The following is a 25,403-nucleotide window of genomic DNA, read 5'->3' as shown; positions in this document are numbered from 1 at the left end:
TTAAACGTCATAAATAGGGGAAGAGCCTTCAAGCTCTTCCCCTATTTTGTATCTGGAGTCTGTACATGGAAAACCTGGACGCGCTGGTCTCTCAAGCTCTAGAGGCTGTGCAAAGCGCTGAAGATATCAATGCCCTGGAGCAAATCCGGGTTCACTACCTTGGCAAAAAGGGCGAATTGACTCAGGTGATGAAGACCCTGGGGAATTTGCCGGCAGAAGAGCGTCCGCAAGTCGGCGCGCTGATCAACGTTGCCAAGGAGCGTGTCACAGAGGTTCTCAATGCGCGCAAGGCACTGTTTGAAGAGGCCGATCTGGCCGCCAAACTGTCCGCCGAGTCGATTGACGTGACCCTGCCTGGCCGTGGCCAGACCTCTGGTGGTCTGCATCCGGTTACACGCACTCTGGAACGTATCGAACAGTTCTTCACCCACATTGGCTACGGCATTGCCGAAGGCCCTGAGGTCGAAGACGACTATCACAACTTTGAAGCGCTCAACATCCCAGGCCACCACCCGGCCCGGTCGATGCATGACACCTTCTATTTCAATGCCAACATGTTGCTGCGCACCCATACCTCGCCGGTACAGGTCCGCACCATGGAATCGAAGCAACCGCCGATCCGCATCGTCTGCCCAGGCCGTGTGTACCGTAGCGACTCGGATATCACCCACTCGCCGATGTTCCACCAGGTCGAAGGCCTGCTGGTCGATCGTGACATCAATTTCGCCGACCTCAAAGGCACCATCGAAGAGTTCCTGCGCGTGTTCTTCGAAAAAGAACTGGCCGTGCGTTTCCGCCCTTCGTACTTCCCGTTCACCGAGCCATCCGCCGAAGTCGACATGGAATGCGTGATGTGCAGCGGTAAAGGCTGCCGTGTCTGCAAGCAGACTGGCTGGCTGGAAGTCATGGGCTGCGGCATGGTTCACCCGAACGTGCTGCGTATGTCCGGGATCGATCCGGAAGAGTTCTCGGGCTTTGCCTTCGGCATGGGCGTTGAGCGTCTGGCCATGCTGCGTTACGGCGTGAACGACTTGCGTCTGTTCTTCGACAACGACTTGCGGTTCCTCGCGCAATTTCGCTAGTCGTAACGAATTCTTAGGAGAGCAGGATGAAATTCAGTGAACAATGGCTGCGTGGCTGGGTAAGCCCGCAGGTAAGTCGCGACGAGCTGGTTGCTCGTCTGTCGATGGCCGGTCTTGAGGTCGACAGCGTTACGCTGGCCGCCGGCGAATTCACCGGCGTCGTGGTGGGCGAGGTGCTGAGCACCGAGCAACACCCGGACGCCGACAAGTTGCGTGTTTGCCAGGTCAGCAATGGCGCGGAAACCTTCCAGGTCGTGTGCGGTGCGCCCAACGTGCGCCCGGGCCTGAAGATCCCGTTCGCCATGATCGGTGCCGAATTGCCCGGCGACTTCAAGATCAAGAAAGCCAAACTGCGTGGCGTTGAGTCCAACGGCATGCTCTGCTCGCAAGCCGAGCTGCAAGTGGGCGAAGGCAACGATGGCCTGATGGAATTGCCGGCCGATGCGCCGGTTGGTCAGGACATTCGTGAATATCTGGGCCTGGACGACGCCAGCATCGAGGTCGACCTGACCCCGAACCGTGGCGACTGCCTGTCCCTGGCCGGTCTGGCCCGCGAAGTTGGCGCGCTGTATAACGCCGAAGTCACCCGTCCGGTAGTGGCTGCCGTGCCAGCCGTACACGATGAAGTGCGTTCGGTCGAAGTGCTGGCACCCGCTGCTTGCCCGCGTTACCTGGGGCGTGTGATTCGTAACGTCGACCTGACCAAGCCAACCCCGCTGTGGATGGTCGAGCGCTTGCGTCGTGGCGATGTGCGCAGCATCGACGCTGCCGTCGACATCACCAACTACGTGATGCTGGAGCTGGGTCAACCGCTGCACGCATTCGATCTCGCCGAAATCAATGGCGGCATCCGCGTGCGCATGGCTGAAGACGGCGAGAAGCTGGTTTTGCTCGACGGTCAGGAAGTCAGCCTGCGTAGCGATACGCTGGTGATTGCCGACCATACCCGCGCCCTGGCCATCGCCGGCGTGATGGGTGGCGAGCACAGCGGCGTCAACACCGCGACCACCCGCGACGTATTCCTCGAAAGCGCGTTCTTCGATCAGATTGCCGTTGCTGGCAAGGCCCGTTCATACGGCCTGCACACCGACGCTTCGCACCGCTACGAGCGTGGTGTGGACTGGCAACTGGCCCGTGAAGCCATGGAGCGCGCCACTGGCTTGCTGCTGGAAATCACGGGTGGCGAAGCTGGTCCGATCATTGAAACCGTGAGCGAGCAGCATCTGCCGAAAATCGCGCCGGTTACCCTGCGCGCGCAACGCATCTCCCAGATGCTGGGCATGGAAATGGAAGCGTCCGAAGTCGAGCGTCTGCTCAACGGCTTGGGCCTGACCGTTTCCGCCGGTGGAGCAGGGCAGTGGCGCGTAGAAGTGCCAAGCCATCGCTTCGACATCAGCCTGGAAGTTGATCTGATCGAAGAGCTGGCCCGTCTGTACGGTTACAACCGTCTGCCGGTTCGCTACCCGCAAGCTCGCCTGGCGCCGCAAGCCAAGGCCGAAGCCCGTAGCGACCTGCCTGAACTGCGTCGTCTGCTGGTGGCTCGTGGTTATCAGGAAGCGATTACTTACAGTTTCATCGATCCGAAACAGTTCGAGTTGTTTAATCCAGGTGTTGAACCGCTGTTGCTGGCCAACCCGATTTCCAACGATATGGCGGCGATGCGTTCGTCGCTGTGGCCAGGTCTGGTCAAGGCGCTTCAGCACAACCTGAACCGTCAGCAGGATCGTGTCCGTCTGTTCGAAAGCGGCCTGCGCTTTGTCGGTCAGCTGGAAGGCTTGAAGCAAGAGCCGATGCTGGCGGGTGTTGTGTGCGGTAGCCGTCTGCCGGAAGGCTGGGCGCAAGGTCGCGATGTTGTGGACTTCTTCGACGTCAAGGCTGATGTGGAAGCGGTGCTGGGCTTCGCCGGCGCGCTGGGTTCGTTCACTTTCGTACCGGGCAAACACCCGGCGCTGCATCCAGGTCAGACCGCGCGCATCGAGCGTGAAGGTCGTCTGGTCGGCTACGTCGGCGCCATCCACCCTGAATTGTCGAAAACCCTCGGTCTCGACCGTCCGGTCTTCGTTTTCGAGCTGGTTCTGGCGGAAGTGGCGCTGGGGAAAATGCCTAAATTCCAAGAGTTGTCGCGCTTTCCTGAAGTGCGTCGTGACCTTGCGCTGATTGCCGAAAAAGACGTCGCAGCCAGCGCCGTACTGGACGTAATCCGTGAAAATGCAGGGGAATGGCTGACGGACCTCAGGCTATTTGACGTATATCAGGGTAAAGGCATTGATCCTGATAGAAAAAGCCTTGCAGTTGGCTTGACCTGGCAGCATCCATCGCGCACTCTTAATGACGATGAGGTGAATACCACGACGCAAAATATCCTCACCTCGCTCGAACAAAGGTTGAACGCCACGTTAAGGAAGTGACGTATGGGGGCTCTGACGAAAGCTGAGATGGCGGAACGTCTGTATGAAGAGCTGGGCCTGAATAAACGGGAGGCCAAGGAATTGGTCGAACTGTTTTTTGAAGAAATCAGGCACGCTCTTGAAGACAACGAACAAGTCAAATTGTCCGGCTTCGGCAATTTCGACCTTCGTGACAAACGCCAGCGGCCTGGCCGCAATCCGAAAACGGGTGAAGAAATCCCGATCACGGCTCGCCGTGTGGTCACCTTTCGTCCAGGGCAGAAGTTGAAGGCCCGAGTTGAGGCTTATGCTGGAACCAAGTCATAACGACGAGCTACCCGTCATCCCAGGCAAACGCTACTTCACCATTGGTGAAGTCAGCGAGCTGTGTGCGGTAAAACCACACGTGCTGCGCTACTGGGAGCAGGAGTTTCCTCAACTCAACCCCGTCAAACGCCGCGGAAACCGCCGGTATTATCAGCGACAAGACGTGCTGATGATCCGGCAGATCCGCGCGCTTCTTTACGATCAGGGGTTCACCATCGGCGGCGCACGCTTGCGTTTGTCCGGCGATGAAGCCAAAGACGACACCACCCAATACAAGCAGATGATTCGGCAGATGATTGCTGAATTGGAAGACGTGTTGGTTGTACTCAAGAAATAAAATCCTGCATTTGAATACTTCCAGTTTTCAAAAGCTTGCGATATATTCTTGAGCGTTCCTCGAGATGAGGGACAGGTTTAACGCCTAGTCGGGGCGTAGCGCAGTCCGGTAGCGCACTAGCATGGGGTGCTAGGGGTCGAGTGTTCGAATCACTCCGTCCCGACCATATAATTCAAAGGGTTGCGAGATTTTATCTCGCGACCCTTTTTTATGTTTGGTCGTTTTTACCCCTACAAAACCACCGGCTCTGGGTGGAATCCTCACGGCTTCCGCGTGGGCGGACGCAGGCTCTGGCGCTCACGCGTGGTCTCTTTACCAATGTTGATTGGTCTTTCTCTTCAGGTCCTGAGGTTTTTGAGTGTTTAAGACTATTTTCCTGCGTATTGAGAACTACATACAGGTCAACCATCAGCTTGTTTATCTCAGGTCGCTCGGGTCATCCTACGTACCCGGTAGTTAGGCTTGGGCGGCACTGGGATCGTATAGCCGTCGGGGACTAGACTGCGTAGGTCATAGCCCATCATGAACAATCCAGCTTCAAAGGCATGGCAGCGGTCTACCAGCTGAGGCTGCTTGGCGAATAGTTCGGACCCTTCTAGTACCGCGCGGATGATCCAACCTAATTGGAGCTGGCGCCGTGCCCAAAGGTGGCGACTGGTGGTGGAGAGTTGCGGTGTACCGTTGTAGCCAAGCTTTAAGTGTTTTGGGTTTCGAATCTGGTCGCCGATCCCTGGCCCCCAGGCGAAGTCCAGTGCCTGCGGCGCAGTGGTGCCGGTGCCTTGGCGGTACAGGCGGTAGAGCAGCGCGATGGCGGCACCGACCCGGCCGTCATAGATGGGAGAGCCAGTGGTGTCGAGCAGGGCATGGATCTTAGTCATGCCCGAGTCGAATCTTAGGATGTTCTGCTTGGTGAGGTGGTTGAGCTGCTGCTTGCGGTCCAGCGCGAGAAGCGCCTGGCACTGCTTTAGGTAATTCACCAAGTTCTTGTCGTGCATTTGCTCCTTGAGGAATCCGACGGCGCCATCGACATTTCCCCACGCTAGGATCGCTTCGCAGGCCCCATGCGTGGCGAACTCATCGCGGGCGCGAACCGCAAGGCGCAAGCGAATGCGCAGCCGGCGCAGCTCCGCCTTGACCGTCTCCCAGTTCCCGCCCCACTGGTATTCCGCCTGAACCGCTTCGATACCTTGAACCTTGCAGTCGATCGCTTTGCGCACGAACCTGCTGCGCGCGACCTTCAGATGCACTGGCAGAGTGGGGAGGTTTTCGATTAGCCACTCGATGAGGCCGAGCACGTCCGGTTGCTCGAGAAACTGCTTGCGATTCATTCCATGGTTCCTAGTCGCGTCGTGATGAGGATGAAGCTCTAAGGTAGCGCACGACGGGGTATGTTTGAGTGCCTGTTTTTCGATCCACAGTGGAGCCTTCACTATTGACTACACTCGACGAGCGAGCATTCGCTTTGGCTAATCCTAAAAGTCACTAGAGCTGGCATTTGGACGACAGAGCATCTGAATGGACTTTTGATGAGGTCGGAATCAAATGCAAAGGCTAGGCGATTCGATTTTTCTTAGTGCTTCTGACTTGGTTGGACATCTTAACTGCCGGCACTTAACGAGCCTTGACTTAGCTGTGGCGAATGGCGAGCTAGAACGCCCCGCTATCTGGGACCCATTGCTGCAGATTCTTTGGGAGCGTGGCGCGCGACATGAACAAGGCTTTGTCGAGCACCTACGATCCCAAGGTCTATCCGTCACAATCATTGACGGTGTCGGAGTTGATGACGAATCGGTCGAGCGCACAAGGAGCGCCATGGTCGCTGGGGACGAGATCATAGTACAAGGCGCGTTTCGCGCGAATGGTTGGGTGGGTCGCACGGATGTCCTCAGGCGAATAGAGGTCGAGAGTGATCTCGGAGCATGGTCTTATGAGGTGATCGATACCAAGCTCGCTCGTGAGACCAAAGGTGGAACTGTCTTGCAGCTTTGCTTGTATGCGGATCTAGTCGGCACCATCCAAGGGGGTTGCCCGACGCATAGCTATGTAGTTGCCCCATGGTCTGGGTATGAGCCACAGATGTATCGAATGGACGATTACGCAGCGTACTTCCGACGAGTCAAAAGCAGCCTTGTAGCTGCTATCGAGAACGCGGGGGAGGTGATCTATCCTGAACCGAAGGAGCATTGCGACATCTGTCGTTGGCAGAGTCGTTGCGACCGGAAACGTCGAGAGGATGACCATCTCTCGCTTGTGGCCGGGATCACCAAAGTCCATATCGATGAGTTAAGACGGCACGGCATAGAAGCCATGACGGATCTAGCAGCAATGCCGGTTCCGCTTGCATGGAGACCCTCGCGCGGGGCAGTACATTCGTACGAGCGGGTACGAGAGCAGGCGCGCATTCAGATCGAGGGACGCGAAGCTGGGAGCGTGCTTCACGAACTTTTACCTGTGACGGAAGGATTCGGTTTAGCGAGCCTACCCGAACCCTCAGTCGGGGATATCTTCTTCGATCTGGAGGGCGATCCATTTGCTGGGGAAGGCGGCCTTGAGTACTTGTTTGGTTATACTTTTATTGATGGTAGCAATGGCATAGCTTACACAGCTGACTGGGCGCTATCTCGTGAGGAGGAAAAACTGAATTTCGAGCGTTTCATCGATTTCGTCGTCGCTCGACAGGAGCAATACCCGGATCTGCACATTTACCATTTCGCACCCTATGAGCCGGCTGCTCTAAAACGGTTGATGGGGCGGCATGCAAGTCGTGAAGAGGAGATTGATGCTCTTCTGCGCTCCAAACGCTTTGTTGACCTTTACAGCGTGATACGAAATGGTCTGCGAGCGAGCGTGGAAAGTTACTCGATCAAAAAGCTTGAGCCCTTATACGATTTCATCCGAGATACAGAGCTTTCAGAAGCAAACATGGCGCTTGCTAAGGTTCAAGCATGTCTTGAGCTGGGAGATTTAGCATTCATCAATGATGCTGATCGTTATGTTGTGACTGGATACAACCGAGATGACTGCGTATCTACATGGCGCCTTCGCGACTGGTTAGAAATACGGCGCACCAACTTGATCAATGTTGGCAATATCATTCCTCGACCGGAAGTACCTGAGAGCGTGCCAAGCGAGGCACTTGGTGAATGGCAAGAGGCGATCAATGGGCTTATCGAACGGTTGACGGACGGGGTTCCTACTGATGCGGCAGAGCGCACGGCCGAGGAGCATGCTCGATGGATTCTGGCGCATTCGCTTGACTGGCATCGGCGAGAACAGAAGGCGCTTTGGTGGGAGTATTTCCGCCTTTCTGACCTTATGGCAGAAGATTTGCTCGACGAGCGAGCTGGACTTTCAGGTCTAACATTTGTGGGCGTGAATGGGGGAACAGCTAAGGCACCCATTCATCGCTACGGCTTCCCTCCTCAAGAAACGGAGATGCGCGGCAGTGAGGATTTGCACACTTTAGGAGGCAGGAAGCTAGGCAGCGTCGACGCAATTTCTCTGGATGAACGTTGGGTCGATATTAAGAAAAGAGGGGACAGTGCAAATATTCATCCTGAGGCAGTTTTTTCCCACACAGTTATTAATACTACTATCCTCGCCAATGCGCTTGTTCGCATCGGCGAACATGTCGTTGCTCATGGGATGGAGGGAGGCGGACCCTTTCAGGCCGCTCGTGATCTTCTGATGCGTCTGCCCCCTCGTATAGACAATCAACCGATCCAGCATGAAGGTGAGCCTGCCCTAGATGCCGCACTCCGTGTTGCGGCACATATCGAAAGTGGGCTGCTTCCAATTCAAGGGCCGCCAGGTGCCGGCAAGACGCACACAGGCTCACGCATGATCTGTTCTCTCGTACAAGCCGGGAAGACTGTTGGAGTGACTGCCAATAGCCACAAGGTCATCCGCAACCTTCTCGATGGAGTTGTGAAGGCTTCTGAAGAAATGGGAATTGATGTTTGCTGCTTTCAAAAACCTTCGGAGATGGAGCCAGATCAGCAGCGATTGCGATTTGTAAAAAGTAATGCTGATTTGCTAAGCGCCATCGGCAGCAGAGCAAATGTGGCAGGAGGGACTGCTTGGCTGTGGGCGTCGCCTGATGCAACGCACTCCGTAGATGTGCTGTTTATTGATGAAGCGGCGCAAATGGCGCTTGCGAATGTAATTGCTGTATCACAAGCGGCGAATAGCGTTGTGTTGCTAGGCGATCCGCAACAACTCGATCAGCCGATGCAGGGTAGTCATCCAGAAGGCACTGATGTTTCAGCTCTGCATCATATTCTTGGTGAAGAGCAGACGATTGCGTCTGACCGAGGACTTTTTCTTGCGGAGACATGGCGTCTTCATCCGGACATCTGCTCCTATACGTCCGAACTATTCTACGAGGGGCGTCTTCATCCTCGCCCAGGATTGGAGGCTCAAGCAATTCGCTCACCCGGACGCCTCAATGGTTCAGGCCTCCGCTACGTGGCAGTCGTTTCTGAAGGCAATCAGAGTTCATCGCCGGAAGAGGCTGATCGCGTTCGAACGCTCGTGGAGGAAATCCTTGCGTCAGGCACTACCTGGATCGACAGGCATGGTGTTGAGCGACTGATAACGCTTCAAGATATATTAATCATTGCTCCCTATAATGCGCAGGTGTTCGAGTTGCAGGACCGCATTTCGGGCGCTCGGATCGGAACTGTCGATAAATTCCAAGGACAAGAAGCGCCGATCGTCATTTACTCGATGACAACATCAAGCTACGTCGATGCACCGCGTGGAATGGAGTTTCTCTACAGCCTAAACCGACTGAATGTCGCTACATCACGTGCAAAATGTGTTTGTGTACTCGTTGCGTCGCCTACTTTGTTTGAGGCTCAATGCCGAACACCCCGCCAGATGCAACTCGCCAATGCTTTCTGTCGGTACGATGAACTTGCGATGAGAATATGAGAAGAAGAGCGTACTAACCCTGACTTCTGAGGGGCACACCGCGCAAGGTAATGGATACGGTGTAGTGGTCAAGTTATTTTGAACGCTGGCTTGGGTTTATCCGGCCAGTGATTCAGCCTCTGCTGACGTCCTATATTGTGGGCAAAAATCTTCGGGACAGATGTCATGTTGAAGGGCGGTGACGCTACGCAGGTAGCCACTTCATCATTAAAGGTGAGCAATTCGAGACGTATAGAGTATTTGCGGGTAGCGCCTCGTTGCCGATGATGATGCGGTACTCTCATATCTCACCTGACCATTTACAGGACGCCATTCAGTTCGGTCCGACACTACAATAAGCTAAACTCCAATTGTCAGGGAGCGAAAATGAGGAAAACGGTAGATATCAGCAAAGTTGCCGGGATTGAATATCACGGTAGTTCTGGAATTACTCAGAATTCCATCGACGCCATCGTGAATATCATCAACTCTGGCGGCCAGATCAAGTCAGCCTGGATTTTATCTTGGTTCGATGGAAGCATTGGTGAGCATAGTTTTTTACTAAGAATATTCCCTGCGCGACAGGTGCTTATAAAGACAGGCTTCACGTCGGGGTATTCAGGAGAGGGGCCGAGTGGGTTTTCCACCGCTCTGAAGATCCTACAACTGCATAGCGTAGAGATTGAAGAGTACGACATCGATCGAGCGGTGAAGCAACGGATTGAGGCTGGATGCCTGCTTTCATCTGATTTGGAAAGACTGGAGAAATCTCGTCCTATTCGTCCAACTAGATTCTACGACTACATCCTACGACAACCAAATTTGCCGCGAGAAACTGACGTCCGTGATGTTCAGCAATGCTTTCCTGCTGCTATCAATTTAGGGCTTCTCGACGAGAGACTTGTAGAGTTGGCGATCAGCCTCCTTGAGAGTCCGGACTCAGCGATTAATACCGCCTTTCGTCGATTAGAAGACATTGTCAGAGATAGAGTAGGCATTTACGACAAGAGTGGCACTCATCTGTTCAAGAAAGCTTTTGAGGGCGACAAGTCCCTGCTCCACTGGAACGATCTGGACGGCGGCGAGCAAGCAGGAAAAGCGGGACTGTTCGTGGCGGTTTTTCTTGCCTACCGTAATCCCCGGGCTCACCGTGAGATCCTCTGCAATCCCCAGGAAGCCGTGCGCGAGTTCATGCTGATCAACCAGCTCTATCTCTTGGAAGCATTGGCGGTGGCGCGGATCACCAACTTCGTCTCCTCTGAATGAGGAGCAGAGTAGGGCGCTGGTTATGCGGGTCTTGGGAGAGTGGTTAAGTTAGGATCAGCGCGTTTTTATGATGTAGGGCGCTTCCTCAATCTGGGCGAGGTTGCACTCGAATTCAAGACCCGCCTTCGGCAGCCAGACGCCTACGGTGAATCCGCCCCACGCCTGTATGCGCAGTTGGGCGCGACGTCCTCGAAAGGTAACCTTCAGGGCTGATGGCGAGAAGGTCGGGTGAAGAACGAACCACGCGAAGTCGCCGAGCCCGAGCTTGGCCGACCGTTCAGCCTCCAGCGTTAGGATGATCGTGATCAAGTCGCGATTTTTCGTGGGCTCGAACGCTGCTGTGAGAGTAAAACCACTGTGACTGGCCTGACCGCCAAATCTTCCTTTGTTGGGGTCGTCGTTAGGCCCCGGTGCTCGGGTAAGTGCTGGCATCTGGGGAAAGTCATACTTCGACTCGACGGTGGTGGAAAGAGCATTGCCCTCATTCATCAACGGCCGAAAGGAGTTTGGGCCTCCTCCGATGATTGCAATTTGACCGGCACCCAACTGTCCTTCAAATATGATCGTACAGTCTTTCTGTCGCAGCTTTCCGGAGGACCCCCGGTACGGCACAAGGACTCTGTTTTCTTTTAACGCTGCTGGATCGCGAGCAAGCCAGGTGAACGTCGATCCTGCTCCACGTTGCAGCGCAAGCTCGCGTTGCCAGCGGTCATATAGCCGATCAAATCTCCTCACAGCGGCTGGATCGACGCGAGGGGCGTTCATCTTGAGATAGTCCGCGATGCCCACCACCATCTCCGCGAAGAGCTGATTGGAGTAGCGATAGTAGGGTGATCCCGCGACCTGCGCCTTGGCGAGAAAAGTGGCCGCATTGACCACCGCTTCGTCCTGAGCGTCGGGAGAGGTGCGAGCAACGCTAAGCGCCTGATTGGCCCTGATAACATAGGCATCGAACGCCCAACTGGCGCGTTCGACAAGTTTTTCCGCCCAACCTGAATCGATCGGCTGGAATATATCCGGAAAGCGGACCGCAAGGAGCCCCGCGAGCATGGCCGCCCAGGGATCGGCCAGATCATCGAGTAGGGCGGCTGGATCAGCCTTGCCGAGCACGTTGTCGCGAACAGCGCTTACTTCAGCGGAGGTTCCCGCATCCAGTGCTCGCATGAGTGCTCGTAGTTTCGGATCGACCGGCATGATGTTGAGTTCAAGATCCGAGGGTGAGAAGGGCGGCGCCGCTATCGTGATCTTTGTACCGCCACAATAGAGTGGGAGAAGGCATCTTTCGACCCGCACCTTCTCGATTGCAGCCGATAGCCTGACTCGATGGCCGGCCCAGTGATTGCGACTGAGGTCCGTCGGAATCTCGATTTCAAGCCTCCCCGAGAACAGCTCCATCCTCGATTGACCTCGAAACGTATCGAAGGTCTCACGGCCGTTTTTTTCTTCCGAGAGACCAATGGAAATGCGTTTCTTCTCCCGGGAGATATCGATTTTCTGCGAGCGTTTGGAGTCAAGAGTCTGCTCGCCAATGGTGCCCGAGAATGCCTCGCTCTGATGCGCGGGCATTTCCAGTTTTTCGAGCATATTCAGACTCATCGAATCCGGTACTTGAGCAACCGTTTGCTGGTTGTCTGTATCAAAGAAGCTCGTATTACTGCCTGACGAAGAGAGAGCCGAAAAGGACGGTAAGACCACATTGTTGGCCTGCCCCTCGCGCACTTCGAAAATGACCGACTGAGGTGAAACCCCGGCAGGGCTGATTTCGGCCGAGTAGATGCCAGGTTTCAAATCGCTCTGCAGGAAGGTGCGGTTGTCCGGGGTTGCGACCCAATCAGCGATTATGTCCCCTGCCCCCTTAATCCGAACCGTTCCAACGGAAAGGTCATTCGGTGCTTCGAAATGCAGGCTCGTTTTCATGGCACGGTCACCCACTGATCAAACAAGGGCTGCATGGGTTGGAGCAGCAGCGGATAGTGATCGGCGCCCCTGACTGCAATCGCGTAGAGCGCATCGCGTCCAGGTGGAACCGTTGTGCTCCAAGCGCTGGGGTCACCCGCTTCTCTGTTCTTTAACCATGGCCGTGTCGGATCGTTCTCCTGGCTGATGACAAAGTTGTAATGAGGCATCCGATCTGGCGGGTCGGTCATGACGACGAGTGGCAGTTCGAACTCGAGAGGAAACACAATCGGGATCGGATCCGCCTGTGTGACGGCTGGGTAAGGCTCGAAAGGTTCGTTCTCGCTCCAATGACTGAAAAAAACGCGACGCAGAGACTTGATATCTGTGAGCAAGTCGCGGCAGCTGACGCCCCATCCCTTCCTGGACCAGCGCGCGGAAGAGCCGCTCAGGCCTTTCAGCACTGCCTGGGTGAAGCGTCCAAACTTGAGGGGACTGTCGCTCGTATCCGCGCCTTCGTAGGCCAGTTGGCCTTCGGCGGCGGCGCATAACAACGACACCTGGTTGCGGCTTGCCGCAAACAGGCTGGGATCAGGAAAGAACCGGCAATCCTGGGGCCTCCCGAGTTCGAACTCTGGCACAAACTGGCCACACGCATCGGAAAACAAAAAAGCGGCGGACACGGACTGGCTCTTTCTCAGAGCCTGCGCGAGTGAACTCAGATTAATGTGTTTCCATACATTAACCGGACCCTGGTTCAGGTCTTCGAGGAACAGGACCGGCTGCTGTAAATGTGAAGCGCCATGACCGCAACAATAGAAGAACGCGACGCTGTCTGGTTCGGCGACGACGCGATTGAACCATTCCAACCCCCTGGTCGAGACGTTGACGTCGGTGGCAGTTTCTACCGGACTATGGTCCCAAGGGTAGCGGTTGTTAGGATTGGGCGGATCTGAAATTAGTACTTCAAGGGTCGCGAGCGGAGCGGCGAGCCGGTCCTGATTGCTGAGCAGCCAATCGCACATGAGTTTGGCGCTGTCCGCAGCGCTAGGGAGATTGGGAACCTTGCGCAGGTTTTCCTGAACACCAAAGCCTGCCTTCGCGTGCGGGTAATTACCCACGCCGATGATGAAGGCATGGGTCTTGGGGCCTTGCAAGGCACGATCAATCAACAATGTCATTGGTTCGACCTCACAATATCCCGAAGCCTTGTAGCCGTTTACGCGAGCGAGCATAGAACTGAGGCCGCTGGAAGTACTTCGAATGTGCCTCCGTGATTCCCGCAACGGAGTTGAACGATAGGTCAATCACGTCTTTGAAGATCATATCCGCGCGAAAGGCCAAAGGATCGATGGGGTCAAAGATATTGAGCCAGTGCTCGACGCAGTCTGGCTTGCGGCGCTGCGAGCCGACCGGCAGGTTATGTGCAAGAAGATCGAGAGCGGCGAAGAAGCCCGGTTGCGAACCTACAGTCAGTAGGGCATCGACCTTCAGTTCTTCAGGTAGGCCCGACGACGCGGGATTTGTCAGCATGTCGATGAGAATGACGCCTCCCATGCTGTGTCCGACGACCACGAGAGGGCCCTTGCCAGCCTTCACTCCCTCATGAGCCTTGGTTAGAGCTTCACCGACTTCGCTTCTAATTTTCTGGCGAAGCTCTCCTTCTTTCAGGTAGACGAAGACATCGCCCATGAATTGACCGATAGCGGGGCTGAGACTGCCTCTGATAGCGCCAAAGCCGAGCGTCGACGCCGCATTGCGCACCCGGTCCGTGACGGCCGAGACGGCGTCGCCGATCAGACTGCCGATGCCGTAGGTTGGCGGCATCCCGGCGTTCAGTAGATCCGCGATCGTTTGAGCGTCGGCGTCGCCAACAAACGCACTCGCGCCACTGTTTGATGCAATGAGTTCAGAGGCTTTGCGGAAAGCCTGAAGTTCCTCAGGCATGAGGTTTCGCTTCTCGCGTGTAGCCCGGTCGGCAATCTCCGAGCAAATGGCGTCAAGCGCCGCTACAGGATCCTGCTTTCCGACGGCCCCAATCGAAATATCGGGTACGCCTTCCACCTGTCCTGCTCCCATGAGGCCAGCTCCAAGCCCATGAGCCGTGCCAACGTTCAGGGAATAAGTTCCCACCCCCTGATCGGTGCTGAATACTTCATGGGAGATAGAGGGGACGAACTGGCCCCACATTGGCGAATGGATAGCGACGTCGTTTGGGGCGAACAACAGTTCGCGAAACAACTTCTCCCGGTTTGCGATCGAGGCCCGATACTCCGGTGTGTCGCGTGTGGCGACACCATGAACAAACACTAATTGTGCCATTTGCTCCTCCCTGAACTATCCATGCGCCTAAGGCATGCTCATATCTTGTAGCACAGTTTCCCAGCGCCAGCTTTTGCCGGTTTGTATGAAGCGTTCCCAGGCGACGGATTGCGTTATTGCAGCATGAATGAGCCCCATGAAAGACAGGACACCGTTTCTCTCTTACGATGAGGGATAGTCAAACGACTATGTTTATGACTAACAGAAATGACAAAAGTGGTGAGCTTTTGGGCCAGGAGCGGCGTCGCCGCTGGAATCGATGCTTGAGCTTCGCCTTGGAACCGAAAATCGAAAAATGCCGAACGCGTGAATGACAGTAGATCGCTGCCAGCCGACTATCGTGGCTAGCATCAATGTGTCTTCGTATTTAATACGATACCTTTTGGCAGAAACGTGCAGGTACAACTGAAATGGCTAAAGGTCGCTGATGCAATCACCACACAAATCCAACCCGCGTATTCAGCGTACCTTCCGCAATCTATCTCAGGAGGAGATCGCCGACATTGAGCAGGCATCACTGCTGTCGCGATTGGGGTGGGCGAAAGATGTTGGCTGGGAAACGTTGCTTGAATCGCAGCGTGTTCTGATTGTTTCAGAAGCCGGCGCCGGAAAGACCTATGAGTGTCGAGCACAGCAGCAGGCATTGTGGGAGAAAGGCGAGCCTGCGTTCTTTCTGGAGCTATCGCAGCTCGCAACAGCCAATCTACCGGACTTACTGTCACGAGAAGAGGAGGAGCGGCTTGAGGCTTGGCAGGCTGCTCAATCAGAAATTGCCACGTTTTTTCTGGATTCGATTGATGAGTTGAAGCTGACCCTCGGTTCTTTTGAGGTTGCTCTCAAGCGCTTGGGTAAGGCCATTGGCAGTCAGCTCGGAAGGGTTCAGATTGTTATAACAACCCGACCGGTCGCTGTGGATCAGAAACTGATCCAGCGATATTTACCAGTCCCTGATCAGGTTGAACTGGTACCGAGCGGAGATAATTTCGCAGACATCGCGACGGGCCGTTTGCGGCGTGATTCCGCCAAGAAGGAGGACGTGGCTCCTGTATGGCGTAACGTCGCATTGATGCCGTTGTCCGACCAGCAGATTCGTGAGATGGCGGTAATTGAGGGGGTCAACGATGCCGATGTCCTACTTGCGGACATTCGTAAGCGGAACGCGGAGGATTTTGCACGCCGACCGCAGGACCTTGTCGAGCTTTGCTCTGATTGGCGCGAGCACCGCCGCATTCGCACCCATCGAGAGCAGGTGGAGCAAAATATCCGCATCAAACTCAAGCCTCGTACCGATCGTGGTGAGCCCGCGCAACTCTCACCCGACAAGGCATTGGAGGGAGCAAGCCGGCTTGCGCTCGCTGCTCTGCTTACCCGGAAGTTGACCATACGCCTCAGTGTGGAGGCAGATCGTGGCGGGGAGCCTGGCGGGGCGCTAGAACCCGAAGTGCTACTACATGACTGGACTCCGCAGGAGCGGGAGACATTGCTGGAGCGAGCGCTGTTCGGTTTTGCGAGCTACGGTCGAGTCCGGTTCCATCACCGCTCGGTGCTCGAATTTCTTGCGGCACAGTATCTTGACCGTCGATTGAGCCAGGGAATGCCAATCAAGGCGGTCAAGCGACTGCTCTTCGCTGAGACTCAACAGAACGATAAGGTAGTCCGGCCGACAATGCGTCCGGTCGCGGCATGGCTAGCTGCATCACAGCCAACTATTTTTTCCGAAGTTCGTGATCGCGAGCCCAACGTATTGCTGGACCACGCTGACCCCGAATCGCTCACACTTTCTCAGCGCTCAGACGCATTGCGATCCTATGTGAGGCTTTACGGACCTGGAGGATGGCGTGGGCTGCAAGCTCCGCAGGTGCAGATCCATCGTTTTGCTTCACCTGACTTGGAAGGACAAGTTTTACAGCTGTGGGGGGAGGGCATTGAGAATCCCGAGATCCGTGAGCTGTTGCTCGATCTAGTTGGTGCAGGGCCGATGCCAGCATGTGCGGATATTGCTCATACAGTCGCAATCGATGGATTGGCTATGGACGGTGAGCGTCTTGATGCGATTACGGCACTCGCTCGTCTTGGTGACTCTCGGGTCGAGTTACTCACACAATCGATGGAGGAGGCACAGGCACTCTGGCCCGACTCCGTGGTGCGTGGTGCGGTCGTCAGATTGTTTCCTCTATTTTTTACACCTGATCGACTCTGTGGGATTTTGAGGGGGCTCTCGGAGTCATCAAGTACGGGGCACGAGCTAGGATGGCCGCTACCGTACAGTATTGCAGAGCTTGAATTCGCTCCAGGCTATCTGGAGACGCTGCGCGAGGGGCTGACCAACTTGGTCACCGAGGATTTGGCTTGGGTGAGTGAGTGGCCACATCTCGTCAGTAAACGCTCCCAATTGCTCTCAGCGCTCGCAGCGGTTTGCTTAAGACTTATTCGTGGGGACGAGTGTCGGCTAGAAGTCCTTCGCTCATCTACGATCGCATTGCGGCTCCTGCCCGATGATCATACCCACGACGAGCCGCTGAAGAACCTACGCAAAGCACTTTCGGAACTGAACTCAATACAGCGCGAGGCAATTTTCTGGTCTGATGATGCGTTCAATGAAAGTCTGCACCCGCGAGCTGACTCTTGGGCGCGATTTTGCCAGGCTTCATTCCGCGGTCCCATCCAATTAAATTACGAACAAGATGCTGCGTGGGTGCGACGCATTTTGGCTGACGCTGATCGCCCGTTGTCGGAGCGTGCAATGATGCTCCATGCCTCGATGCGTGGTATCTGGGACGGTGTCGGCGATTCTCGTGATCATATCGAAGGCCTCAAGCAGTATGTTCTCGATAAGCCTGTGCTGATCGCCCTGATAGATCAGTATCTCGCTCCACCGGAAATCGATCCGGAAATGGTCAAGCTAGAGGCTCGAATAGATCAGCAGCGCAGAGCAAGCGAAGAGCGCCAAGCAACTCAGCATGCGGACTGGGTGGCATTCTGGTGTGAGGTTGTTGAGCACCCCGATGAAGCTTTTACACCCGATCGCGAAGGAAATACCGCTTGGAATTTGTGGCAGGCGATGCAGCGCTCTGGAAACGAAAGCCGTGCATCCGGTTGGGATCGTCGTTTTCTTGAGGCGCATTTTGGCAAAACGACCGCCGACCGGCTACGTACCAGCATGCGCGCTATTTGGCGCGGCGATCATCCAACGCTTCGCTACGAGAGACCCGCGGAGCAAAAGGGGACATTTCTTATTAGGTGGCAGCTCGGGCTGGCCGCGATTGCCGCCGAAGCTGAAGACCCTGACTGGGCGCGGAACCTTTCCGTAGTTGAGGCTAAACTGGCCGCGCGCTACGCTCGAGTTGAGTGCAACGGTTTTCCAGCATGGCTCGAATCCCTGGCGCGGGAGTTTCCTGACGCGGTCGAACAGACGCTAGGTCCCGATTTGACCGCTGAACTCAATGAAGTCGCTAAGACAAATTCGTTTGCCATGTTACTTCAGGATGTGAGTTATGCCTCGGACATCGTGGCGCAATTGTTTGTGCCTCGATTACTACGCTGGCTTGATGCTTATGTCGATAATCCTTGTCGTGACGAAGACGAGGCCGCTGCGTTAGGTCGACTTGAGCGGGTACTAAAAATTCTCCTTCAGCACGGCGGCGGCGAAACGCGTGGCAAGATTCACACTTTGGCTGCGAAACAGCTGAGCGTTGCCGACAACGGTCCCTTTACTCAGGTTTGGCTCACTACATTGATGCGTCTCGATCCAGGAGCAGGGGCAGACGCCTTGGAGCTATTACTGGCACTGCATGAGCCCATGCCAACTGGTATCGCTATCAATGCCTTCAGTACTTTGTTTGGGGACCGCTTCGCGAGTCTGCGCGTCGATCTAAGTACATCTGGCTTCACCCCCCAGTTGCTCCTGCGGTTACTCCGACTTGCATATCAGCATGTTCGTCCCTCCGACGACATTACTCATGAGGGTACCTTTTCACCAGGTCCTCGAGACGATGCGCAAAACGCAAGAAACGCGCTCCTCACTGCAATTCTTGACACTCAAGGTGCTGAAGCTTGGATGGTCAAAATCGAGATGCTCGCAGATCCACTTTTCGCTCATTTTCGTGACCGCCTCGCATTGCTTGCTCGCGAAAAGGCGGCTGAAGAAGTTGATGGAGCCGTGCTCACCGAGTCAGAGGTGGCGACACTCAATAGCTACGGTGAGGCACCGCCGACCACGCGCGATGACATGTTCGCCGTTCTTGTCGACCGCTTCGAAGACCTCGATGATTTGCTGCTTCAGGATGTTACGCCACGAGATGCTTGGGTTTTGATCAGTGAAGAGAAAGTAATGCGCCGGGAAATTGCTCGGGAACTACGAAACGCGTCCAATCATGTCTACACGGTCGACCAAGAAGCGGCTACCGCTGACGAGAAGGAGACGGATATTCGAATGCGGGCAATATCGGGGCAGCAGGCTACGGTTGAACTCAAACTTGGCGAAAACTGGTCAGGACGTGTACTGCGTGACACGATAAAAAACCAGCTTGTTACTCGATACATGGCGGCTGAGTGCTGCCGTTCGGGCTGTCTACTCGTGACTGTTGCGAGCGAACGTAGATGGGAGCATCCGGAAACTGGAGAATTAATTGGCATTGAGGGGCTGCGAGAACTGCTTGAATTCGAAGCTTCTAGAGTTGTCCGCGAGATGGGCAACAGTCTCCGGTTACTGATTAAGGTGCTTGACCTTCGACCGCGTCTCTCAGCCGGCTCTAGAGGATTGGTTTCTTAATGGGTAAATTTCAGTGAAGACGCTTCCGACGGTTCCGTTTCGGCTGTGAGGCGACCTAAGTTCATGCAACGATGTTGTCGAGGGGAAAGGGGCGTTCCATCTGTTTCGAGACTCGACCTGTTTACACTGCAGTCGTTGGAGGCGCCCCTTTTTTTGTGCGTAGTTGACTCTGCCCTCGTTCTGTGACGCGTGGAGTACAAATGCGCTCCATCTGGGTTACCTGGTATTTTCAGTCTCCAGGTTCTTAGGTGATTCAGATAAAGCTACGAGCTATGTTAATGTGCCATCACATGAACGGTATGGAGAATCGTGATGGGCTGGAAAGGGACTGTACGTTCGCTGCAAGCGTCTGCGCGGAGATCAGAGCGCAACGCTCATCGCCGGCAGCGTGAGCTCGAAAAGCAACAGAAAGAGTACGCAAAGATGGAAGCGCTGGAGCAAGCAGCGTATGAAGTCGATGTGTACGAAAATCACATAGATGTCCTCCTTTCGATGCACAAGGAGTGTGCCGAGCCTGTGAAATGGAAACGGCTTCTCTCCAACCCCGAACCTAGACAGCCACTGAAGAGCGGTACACTTGAGCAAGAAGCCACGCATGCGGCCGCTACATATCGCCCCAATTTCTGGGCTCGCCTTTTCAAGCTAGAGGCTCGTCAACGCGCAGTCCTGCTCGGCAAGATTGGCACCGCACAGGCGGAAGATGAAAGGCAGTATCAGGCTCAGCTTGATGAATGGAAGACTGCCAATACCGAGTGGGCAGAGGAGCGGGACATTGCGATCCGTATCCTTGATGGTGACCGTCAAGCCAAGCTCGATGCCATCGAAGCTTTCGAGTCGTTTGCAGAAATCTCGCACCTCGGCTCAGCCATTCAGATGATTGTTCATGAAGGTGGTGTCCTAGAAGCCAGACTCGCTATCCATGGCTCCGACGTGATTCCGACTGAAATCAAATCTCTACTCAAAAGCGGCAAGCTGTCGACTAAAGCTATGCCTGCTGGGCGGTTCAACGAGCTTCACCAGGACTACGTGTGCAGCTGCGCTCTGCGAGTAGGTCGAGAGTTGTTGGCAATCCTGCCGGATGACCTAGTCATCGTCACCGCTCTGGACAATGTGCTCAACAGCTCGACAGGTCATATGGAGGAGCAGCCAATTCTGAGTGCTGCGTTCTCTAGGCCAACTGTTGACGGACTTAACCTCGAAACCATCGACCCGTCTGATGCGATGAAGAATTTCGTCCATAACATGAGCTTCAAGAAGGGCGCAGGATTCTCGGCCGTTGCCGCCCTTGATGCTAAGCGTTTCGCCGTAACCGTGTAACTGAATCGCATGCGCAGTCGGTGGCCGACTATGAAGAGTTGTTGCCGTGGAACTGCGCACCAGAGATGTCACGGTAAACACGAAACGCTCCTGGCGGTAGGTGTACTTCGTGGATCGCATACCCACGGTCGGTGACCGCACAACAGTGTCCCGCCTGCTACCAGCAAAGTAGCGAGCGGGGAGTGCTGAGTTATTTTGGTAAAGAGCGCGGTGCCATCTTTGATCCGGTTGGCACAAGCGTTTAAGAAAGGCAGCGACTTTTCTCATGTGTTTCCGCGATGTATGAGCACGCTTGCTGAGTGAAAAGATCAGTGCAGTGAATCATCGAATACTCGTCCAGTTCATGCACGAAAAGTCGGGCGTTATCCTCAGGGCTGCGATTGGCTATAAACATATCGATTTCCCCATCGGAAATAAACGCCAAATCGGTGCGCTCGACGATCTCGTCCCGGCTAGTGGTGTGGCGAAATCTTACAGACTCTAGATAAACGATATTATCGCGGTGGACGATTTTGATCGAGTGAAAAGCAGGATCCAGATAAGTCGGGTACTTGCGCTTCAAGTCCGGAAGAATTTCCACGCCGCTGTTAGAGCCCACCTGAGGCACGCGGAAGTTCAGTGCCTCCTCCATCAGTCCTCGAATGGCCTCGCGAATGGGGAGTTGGAAGAACTCTCGGTTGGGTTTGTATTGGTAGTCCAGGTAACGTTGCTTCATCAGGATTTCTACCTGCCGGCAGTCGGTGACAAGTTCATCGTAGACGACCTCAAAATTATCAGGTACCCAAGTTCCTTTTCCCTCCCTCGCCCGTTGTTTGGATGAGCGTGTTGACTGGCCGATTTTAACCAGTCCGGGCATGCTGGGATTGATGATCAAGTAAACAAAACCTGCGCTCATTGTTGGGGTTCCTTGAGCTACGTAATGAATCAATCGTTGTATGGGGCGCGCTCTGCGTGTGCTTTTTGAACGGCAGAGTGCTCAACCCACCTCAACGCCTACGTGAAATAAAAATGACCCGGAGCAAAACTCAAGGGGCATTTCTCGTTATGTTGGCGCTAGTGATTTCGTCGGGTGTAGTGGGCCAGCGTTAGGTTTGAGAATAAATCGTGGAGAGAAAAGTCTTTTTCCTGGAACGGTTGCTCAAGCGTTTCAATCAGTGATTGTGGTGCGACCTGTAAGCCTTTACTGCGCTTTGACGGTACATCGAGATCATCGAGAAACCCCGGATCGCAGTACACCACGATCCCATGATGAATAGCATCCTTGAGCACCCGCTTGTCAATCAGGTCGCAAAGTGACAGCAGGGCGGCCTGGATATTCACGACCACCGTGGAGTTTTCAGCCCTTCTGGTTAGCAGGGATTGAGTGATCAAGTTATAGCTTTTTTTGTTACCCGCCCGATACGCGATCAAGGCTAAGCTAGCCTTTTCAAGGAGCGACTCTTTAGCCTCAATTTTCATAAGGAAATTGGAGGTCCCAAGTTTCGATTGATACCCCATGAGTTGTCGCGTTGATGCGTAATTCACGATTTTCGATGCAAGGAAGGGATTGTCGGTTTGAAGCACAAAGAACTCTTCGTCACCAGACGGTTCGAGTTCGACCTTCAAATAACTGTCGATCGCAAAATTCGAGGCAGGCGTGATGTAGAACAACTTGTGGTAACGGCCTTCGGATTGAAATTGATCAAGTTCGCAATCCGAGTGAGAAAAGACGCCATCCATTAGACTTTTGAAATGCTCATGGTGTTCACCATCATGCTGCCGTATCTGGTTGTTGATGGTGATCCATTCAATACACACAGGCTGCTTGCCGAGCGTCACCAGAGTGGTGTCGTTGTCCCACTCTGAGTCAAACGCGACTGAAGTACTGTTGAGCACAGGGAGATTGGCAGGAGCGGTACAGGGTACGCCGAGCACTAGGTAACACCCTAGTGGAAGAGCATAGGGCACAAAATATTGGTCACTCTCACCATAACGGCTTTCGTCACGCCATGCGTTCAAGGCATTGTCGAACCATCGTTGGTGAATGCGCATGGCCTCATCCAAATGTTCCTCAGGCAATATCAGCTCGACGTCATATTCATCGTCATCCGCTGTACGGTCAAAGGCCTCCAGATAGTCGCAGGTTGCCTTGTACCAACCCATCGGGTCGGACCAAATGATTTTGATCTTCTCGTTGTAAGGCTCGGCTATTTTTGCGAGAGGTTGGTAGTGCTCTCCGAGATCGTAATATTCTGGAAGGTAGACGCGAGTCGCAATGAGTTTGATATAAGTGTCATTGATTCTCGTATAAGCATGAATAACAGCGGCAGGATCGGGGCCGATGTGACTTGGCTGCCAGGCACTGGCCTCTATCTTCGTAGCAATATCACTGAGCGATACTGGTACTTGGGATATAACAAAGACGTACCTGAGTATTTCGTACAAACCGGCCAAATTGGTGTTTGTCAAAATGCGGCGGCTGAGCGCCTTCGCCAGCTCACGTATGTTGTTGGCAAAATAAGCTTGTGCCGTGTCCACGTGCGGTAAAGCCGCAAGGATCAATGATTCGTCGTGTGGGGAAGGTGACTCCAGTCGGGCGTTTAAATCCGCCCAGCTCGCGCAACCGTAAGGCCCTGAAGCGAGTATCTCTTTGGCGGTAGTTAGCGGGACGGCAAGTTTCTCGCTAAGACGTTTGGATTGACGAACGATGTTTTCACGAAGATAGGAGGTTTTCAGCAATGCCATGGTGATTTCCGTTGCTCTCGAAGAGCTACACCGGAGACGCCCACCCACATTCCCCGGTGCCTGAAACAGGAGCGGCCAGAGGCTTCTATAGATACATGGTTGAATATCCACTTAGCTGCGGCCTCTAGGGCCCCTGGGGGTGGGCAGCGCGCCGACCATGAGCGGCGCTGGTGACTGAGCTTATCGCGAAACGTAAATGAATCGCAAGGCAGACCCTGCCACAAGTGCATTTCCTTCGATCAGAAGCATTCCAGTTGTATGAAATTCAGTATTGGCGGTTCGATTTTGGACAGGGTGTTCTGAAAAAATAACCGATCGGTAACCCTATTCACTTCACCGGTTCTTCTCGGTTGGATCATAGTTTGAGCTGGTGCTCCCCCTACTTTTCCCCCCACAAAAACGTCGGCTCTTGATGGACGTTGCTGGACTCTCGTAGAGCAGAACACCGCTGGAGCTCAAGTAAATACTCACTTGGAAAAATCCAGAGTGATATTTTCAAAGCTTTCAAGAAGTATGCAAAAGGAGATGGGGTGCTAGGGGTCGAGTGTTCGAATCACTCCGTCCCGACCATATTTCGTGAGGGGATCAAGTACTTAACGGGCTTGATCCTTTTCTCATTTCAGGTCTGCGCAAACAGCGCAAAACTACCCGGTGATTTCGCTGATATTCGGCTCAGGAAAATCGCCTCGGAGCAGACGATTTCCTGGTCCCGCTGGTAGTTTTTGGCCATGCCTTCGTTCGCATGTCCTGCAATTTTCTGCCCATCTTTCCTGACAATGACCGAAACATCCTCGCCCGCACCTTACGGGGTGAGGCCCAATGCCACCTGTGGACGCCTCAAGCTCACAGGGTCATCCTTGCCTCCTGTAAAAAGATCGGGACAGTTGAATGAATGGTTTGTGGGCCAAGGCTCTGTTTGCTGGAATGTTACTTCCGTTAAGCGCGGCCAGCTTTGCTGGTCAGGAAAGCGATCTCTATTCAAACCTTGATGCTGGCAAGGCGCAGACCGTCGTAGCTTATGGTACGAGCTTGACGGCCTCTGGCGCCTGGGTGCAGCAGCTGGGGGATGATCTGAATCAGCGTTACCCAGGACGTGCCACGGTTATAAATAGTGGCAAGGGTTCGATGTGGTCGGGATGGGGTGTTGAAAATCTCGAAAGTCGAGTTATCTCCAAAAGCCCGGATACGGTGTTTATCGAATTCGCGATCAACGACGCTTTCCTTCCCCACAAAACCACCGTCGAACAAGCGCGGAAAAACCTCGAGTTAATGATTGACCGGATCAAGGCTGCCAAGTCATCGACGGAGATCATTTTAATGGTGACGAATCCAGTGATTGGAGGCTCTGGAGTGGAGAGACCGAAGTTAAGAGATTACTTCCAGATGTACCGGGATGTCGCAAAAGCCAGGGGACTTCGTTTGATCGACAATTATCCAAGGTGGGAGGCGGTCTTGAAATCAAATCCCGATCTGTTTAATCAGTATGTTGCGGATGGATTGCACCCAAATGCTGATGGATATCGCGCAGTGGTGACCCCCTCATTGATTGAAAATTTGAGTGGCGCCTGGCCAAACTGAACTGGACATAGATGAAAAACCCGCTTCGGCGGGTTTTTTTCGCCTGGAGACCCGAAAAGCCTGGTCGTGGGCCGCAACCGCCGGCACCGCTACTGCTTGGGCTTTTTCTCTTTCTTTGAGTTGCCCGAGGAGCCCGAGTCTTTCTTCAGGGTTTCAGAACTGGCCCCGGAGTTTGAGCCGGAAGCTTCCTCGCCCTTTTTGCTCGCTTTGTCCTCGTCAGCCTCGGAGCTGCCAGATTGGTTAACTCCAGGAATAACAGTAGGGGGCACGGCTGATTCTGCAGTCGTCTTCTCAACAGCAAGCGCGAAGAGCGGGCAAGACGACAGCAAGCCGGAGAGCGTGAGCGCTGCGATTCGTCTGTTCATGATTGAATCTCCCAAAGTTATAACCTTTAGAAGAATGGCAAGAGGGAAGGTGCTGGGCGCCGGACGAGTGGCGCTACGAAAAGCCCGCAGCTGTCTCAATCAGGCTGGCAACGACTT

The 25,403-nt window shown here is 54.4% G+C and carries 16 protein-coding genes, 1 tRNA gene and 1 pseudogene; 10 read left to right on the top strand and 8 right to left on the bottom strand.

Annotated features, from left to right (window positions below):
- Positions 1 to 65 precede the first annotated feature (65 nt).
- The 5 genes from pheS to HB680_RS00845 all read left to right on the top strand — a co-directional run bounded on the left by pheS (position 66) and on the right by HB680_RS00845 (position 4,299).
- A complete protein-coding gene (pheS, locus tag HB680_RS00865) occupies positions 66 to 1,082 on the top strand; it encodes a phenylalanine--tRNA ligase subunit alpha (protein WP_007905876.1) in 1,017 nt (338 codons plus the stop codon).
- A gap of 26 nt (positions 1,083 to 1,108) precedes the next feature.
- The gene (gene pheT / locus HB680_RS00860) at positions 1,109 to 3,490 is read left to right on the top strand and encodes a phenylalanine--tRNA ligase subunit beta (protein WP_213936721.1); all 2,382 of its coding nucleotides are present in this window, start codon (positions 1,109 to 1,111) and stop codon (positions 3,488 to 3,490) included.
- A gap of 3 nt (positions 3,491 to 3,493) precedes the next feature.
- The gene (gene ihfA, locus HB680_RS00855) at positions 3,494 to 3,796 is read left to right on the top strand and encodes an integration host factor subunit alpha (protein ID WP_002553164.1); all 303 of its coding nucleotides are present in this window, start codon (positions 3,494 to 3,496) and stop codon (positions 3,794 to 3,796) included.
- On the top strand, positions 3,777 to 4,133 hold the full coding sequence (locus HB680_RS00850; protein ID WP_003179985.1) for a MerR family transcriptional regulator: 357 nt from the start codon (positions 3,777 to 3,779) through the stop codon (positions 4,131 to 4,133). Before ihfA ends, HB680_RS00850 begins: the two co-directional genes overlap by 20 nt.
- Positions 4,134 to 4,222: 89 nt before the next feature.
- Positions 4,223 to 4,299, top strand: a tRNA-Pro gene (locus tag HB680_RS00845).
- Positions 4,300 to 4,555: 256 nt separating this feature from the next.
- Here the strand turns inward: HB680_RS00845 and HB680_RS00840 are convergent.
- Complete coding sequence (locus tag HB680_RS00840) at positions 4,556 to 5,461, bottom strand: hypothetical protein (protein WP_213936720.1); 906 nt, start codon at positions 5,459 to 5,461, stop codon at positions 4,556 to 4,558.
- Between the two features lie 214 nt (positions 5,462 to 5,675).
- On the opposite strand from HB680_RS00840, the gene HB680_RS00835 reads away from it, so the two are divergent.
- Both HB680_RS00835 and HB680_RS00830 read left to right on the top strand, forming a co-directional pair.
- The gene (locus tag HB680_RS00835; RefSeq protein ID WP_213936719.1) at positions 5,676 to 9,068 is read left to right on the top strand and encodes a TM0106 family RecB-like putative nuclease; all 3,393 of its coding nucleotides are present in this window, start codon (positions 5,676 to 5,678) and stop codon (positions 9,066 to 9,068) included.
- Positions 9,069 to 9,434: 366 nt separating this feature from the next.
- Positions 9,435 to 10,313 (top strand): TIGR02391 family protein, encoded by an 879-nt coding sequence (locus HB680_RS00830; protein ID WP_213936718.1) that lies wholly within the window; start codon positions 9,435 to 9,437, stop codon positions 10,311 to 10,313.
- A gap of 54 nt (positions 10,314 to 10,367) precedes the next feature.
- Here HB680_RS00830 and HB680_RS00825 read toward each other — a convergent pair whose 3' ends face one another.
- The 3 genes from HB680_RS00825 to HB680_RS00815 are packed head-to-tail and all read right to left on the bottom strand — an operon-like array spanning position 10,368 to position 14,531.
- Positions 10,368 to 12,230: a pYEATS domain-containing protein gene (locus HB680_RS00825; RefSeq protein ID WP_213936717.1), complete on the bottom strand. Its 1,863-nt coding sequence runs from the start codon at positions 12,228 to 12,230 to the stop codon at positions 10,368 to 10,370.
- Positions 12,227 to 13,390 carry a caspase family protein gene (locus HB680_RS00820; protein WP_213936716.1) on the bottom strand — a complete coding sequence of 388 codons (1,164 nt, stop codon included), beginning with the start codon at positions 13,388 to 13,390 and terminating at the stop codon, positions 12,227 to 12,229. The genes HB680_RS00825 and HB680_RS00820 overlap by 4 nt, the downstream gene beginning before the upstream one ends.
- 10 nt (positions 13,391 to 13,400) lie before the next feature.
- Positions 13,401 to 14,531 (bottom strand): hypothetical protein, encoded by a 1,131-nt coding sequence (locus tag HB680_RS00815; RefSeq protein ID WP_213936715.1) that lies wholly within the window; start codon positions 14,529 to 14,531, stop codon positions 13,401 to 13,403.
- 427 nt (positions 14,532 to 14,958) lie between these two features.
- Here HB680_RS00815 and HB680_RS00810 point away from each other — a divergent pair, with 427 nt between their 5' ends.
- Entirely contained in the window at positions 14,959 to 19,302 is a 4,344-nt protein-coding gene (locus HB680_RS00810) for a hypothetical protein (RefSeq protein WP_213936714.1), read from the top strand.
- A gap of 312 nt (positions 19,303 to 19,614) precedes the next feature.
- Positions 19,615 to 20,619, top strand: coding sequence for a hypothetical protein (locus HB680_RS00805; RefSeq protein WP_213936713.1), 1,005 nt, complete (start codon positions 19,615 to 19,617; stop codon positions 20,617 to 20,619).
- A 241-nt stretch (positions 20,620 to 20,860) separates the two neighbouring features.
- On the opposite strand, the gene HB680_RS00800 is transcribed toward HB680_RS00805, so the two are convergent.
- The 3 genes and pseudogenes from HB680_RS00800 to HB680_RS32595 form a co-directional block, all read right to left on the bottom strand.
- The gene (locus HB680_RS00800) at positions 20,861 to 21,514 is read right to left on the bottom strand and encodes a GIY-YIG nuclease family protein (protein ID WP_024076463.1); all 654 of its coding nucleotides are present in this window, start codon (positions 21,512 to 21,514) and stop codon (positions 20,861 to 20,863) included.
- Between the two features lie 158 nt (positions 21,515 to 21,672).
- A complete protein-coding gene (locus HB680_RS00795; RefSeq protein WP_213936712.1) occupies positions 21,673 to 23,343 on the bottom strand; it encodes a hypothetical protein in 1,671 nt (556 codons plus the stop codon).
- Positions 23,344 to 23,987: 644 nt separating this feature from the next.
- Positions 23,988 to 24,112 (bottom strand): annotated as a pseudogene (locus HB680_RS32595) (integrase); the annotation flags it as partial.
- Between the two features lie 119 nt (positions 24,113 to 24,231).
- Between HB680_RS32595 and HB680_RS00790 the strand changes: the two are divergent.
- Positions 24,232 to 24,921, top strand: coding sequence for a GDSL-type esterase/lipase family protein (locus HB680_RS00790; protein WP_213936711.1), 690 nt, complete (start codon positions 24,232 to 24,234; stop codon positions 24,919 to 24,921).
- 89 nt (positions 24,922 to 25,010) lie between these two features.
- On the opposite strand, the gene HB680_RS00785 is transcribed toward HB680_RS00790, so the two are convergent.
- On the bottom strand, positions 25,011 to 25,286 hold the full coding sequence (locus HB680_RS00785; protein WP_213936710.1) for a hypothetical protein: 276 nt from the start codon (positions 25,284 to 25,286) through the stop codon (positions 25,011 to 25,013).
- Between the last annotated feature and the right edge of the window lie 117 nt (positions 25,287 to 25,403).

Source organism: Pseudomonas sp. dw_612, assembly GCF_018449725.1.
In the GTDB taxonomy this organism is placed as follows: Bacteria; Pseudomonadota; Gammaproteobacteria; order Pseudomonadales; family Pseudomonadaceae; genus Aquipseudomonas.
This window is presented reverse-complemented; position numbering and strand designations above follow the sequence as displayed.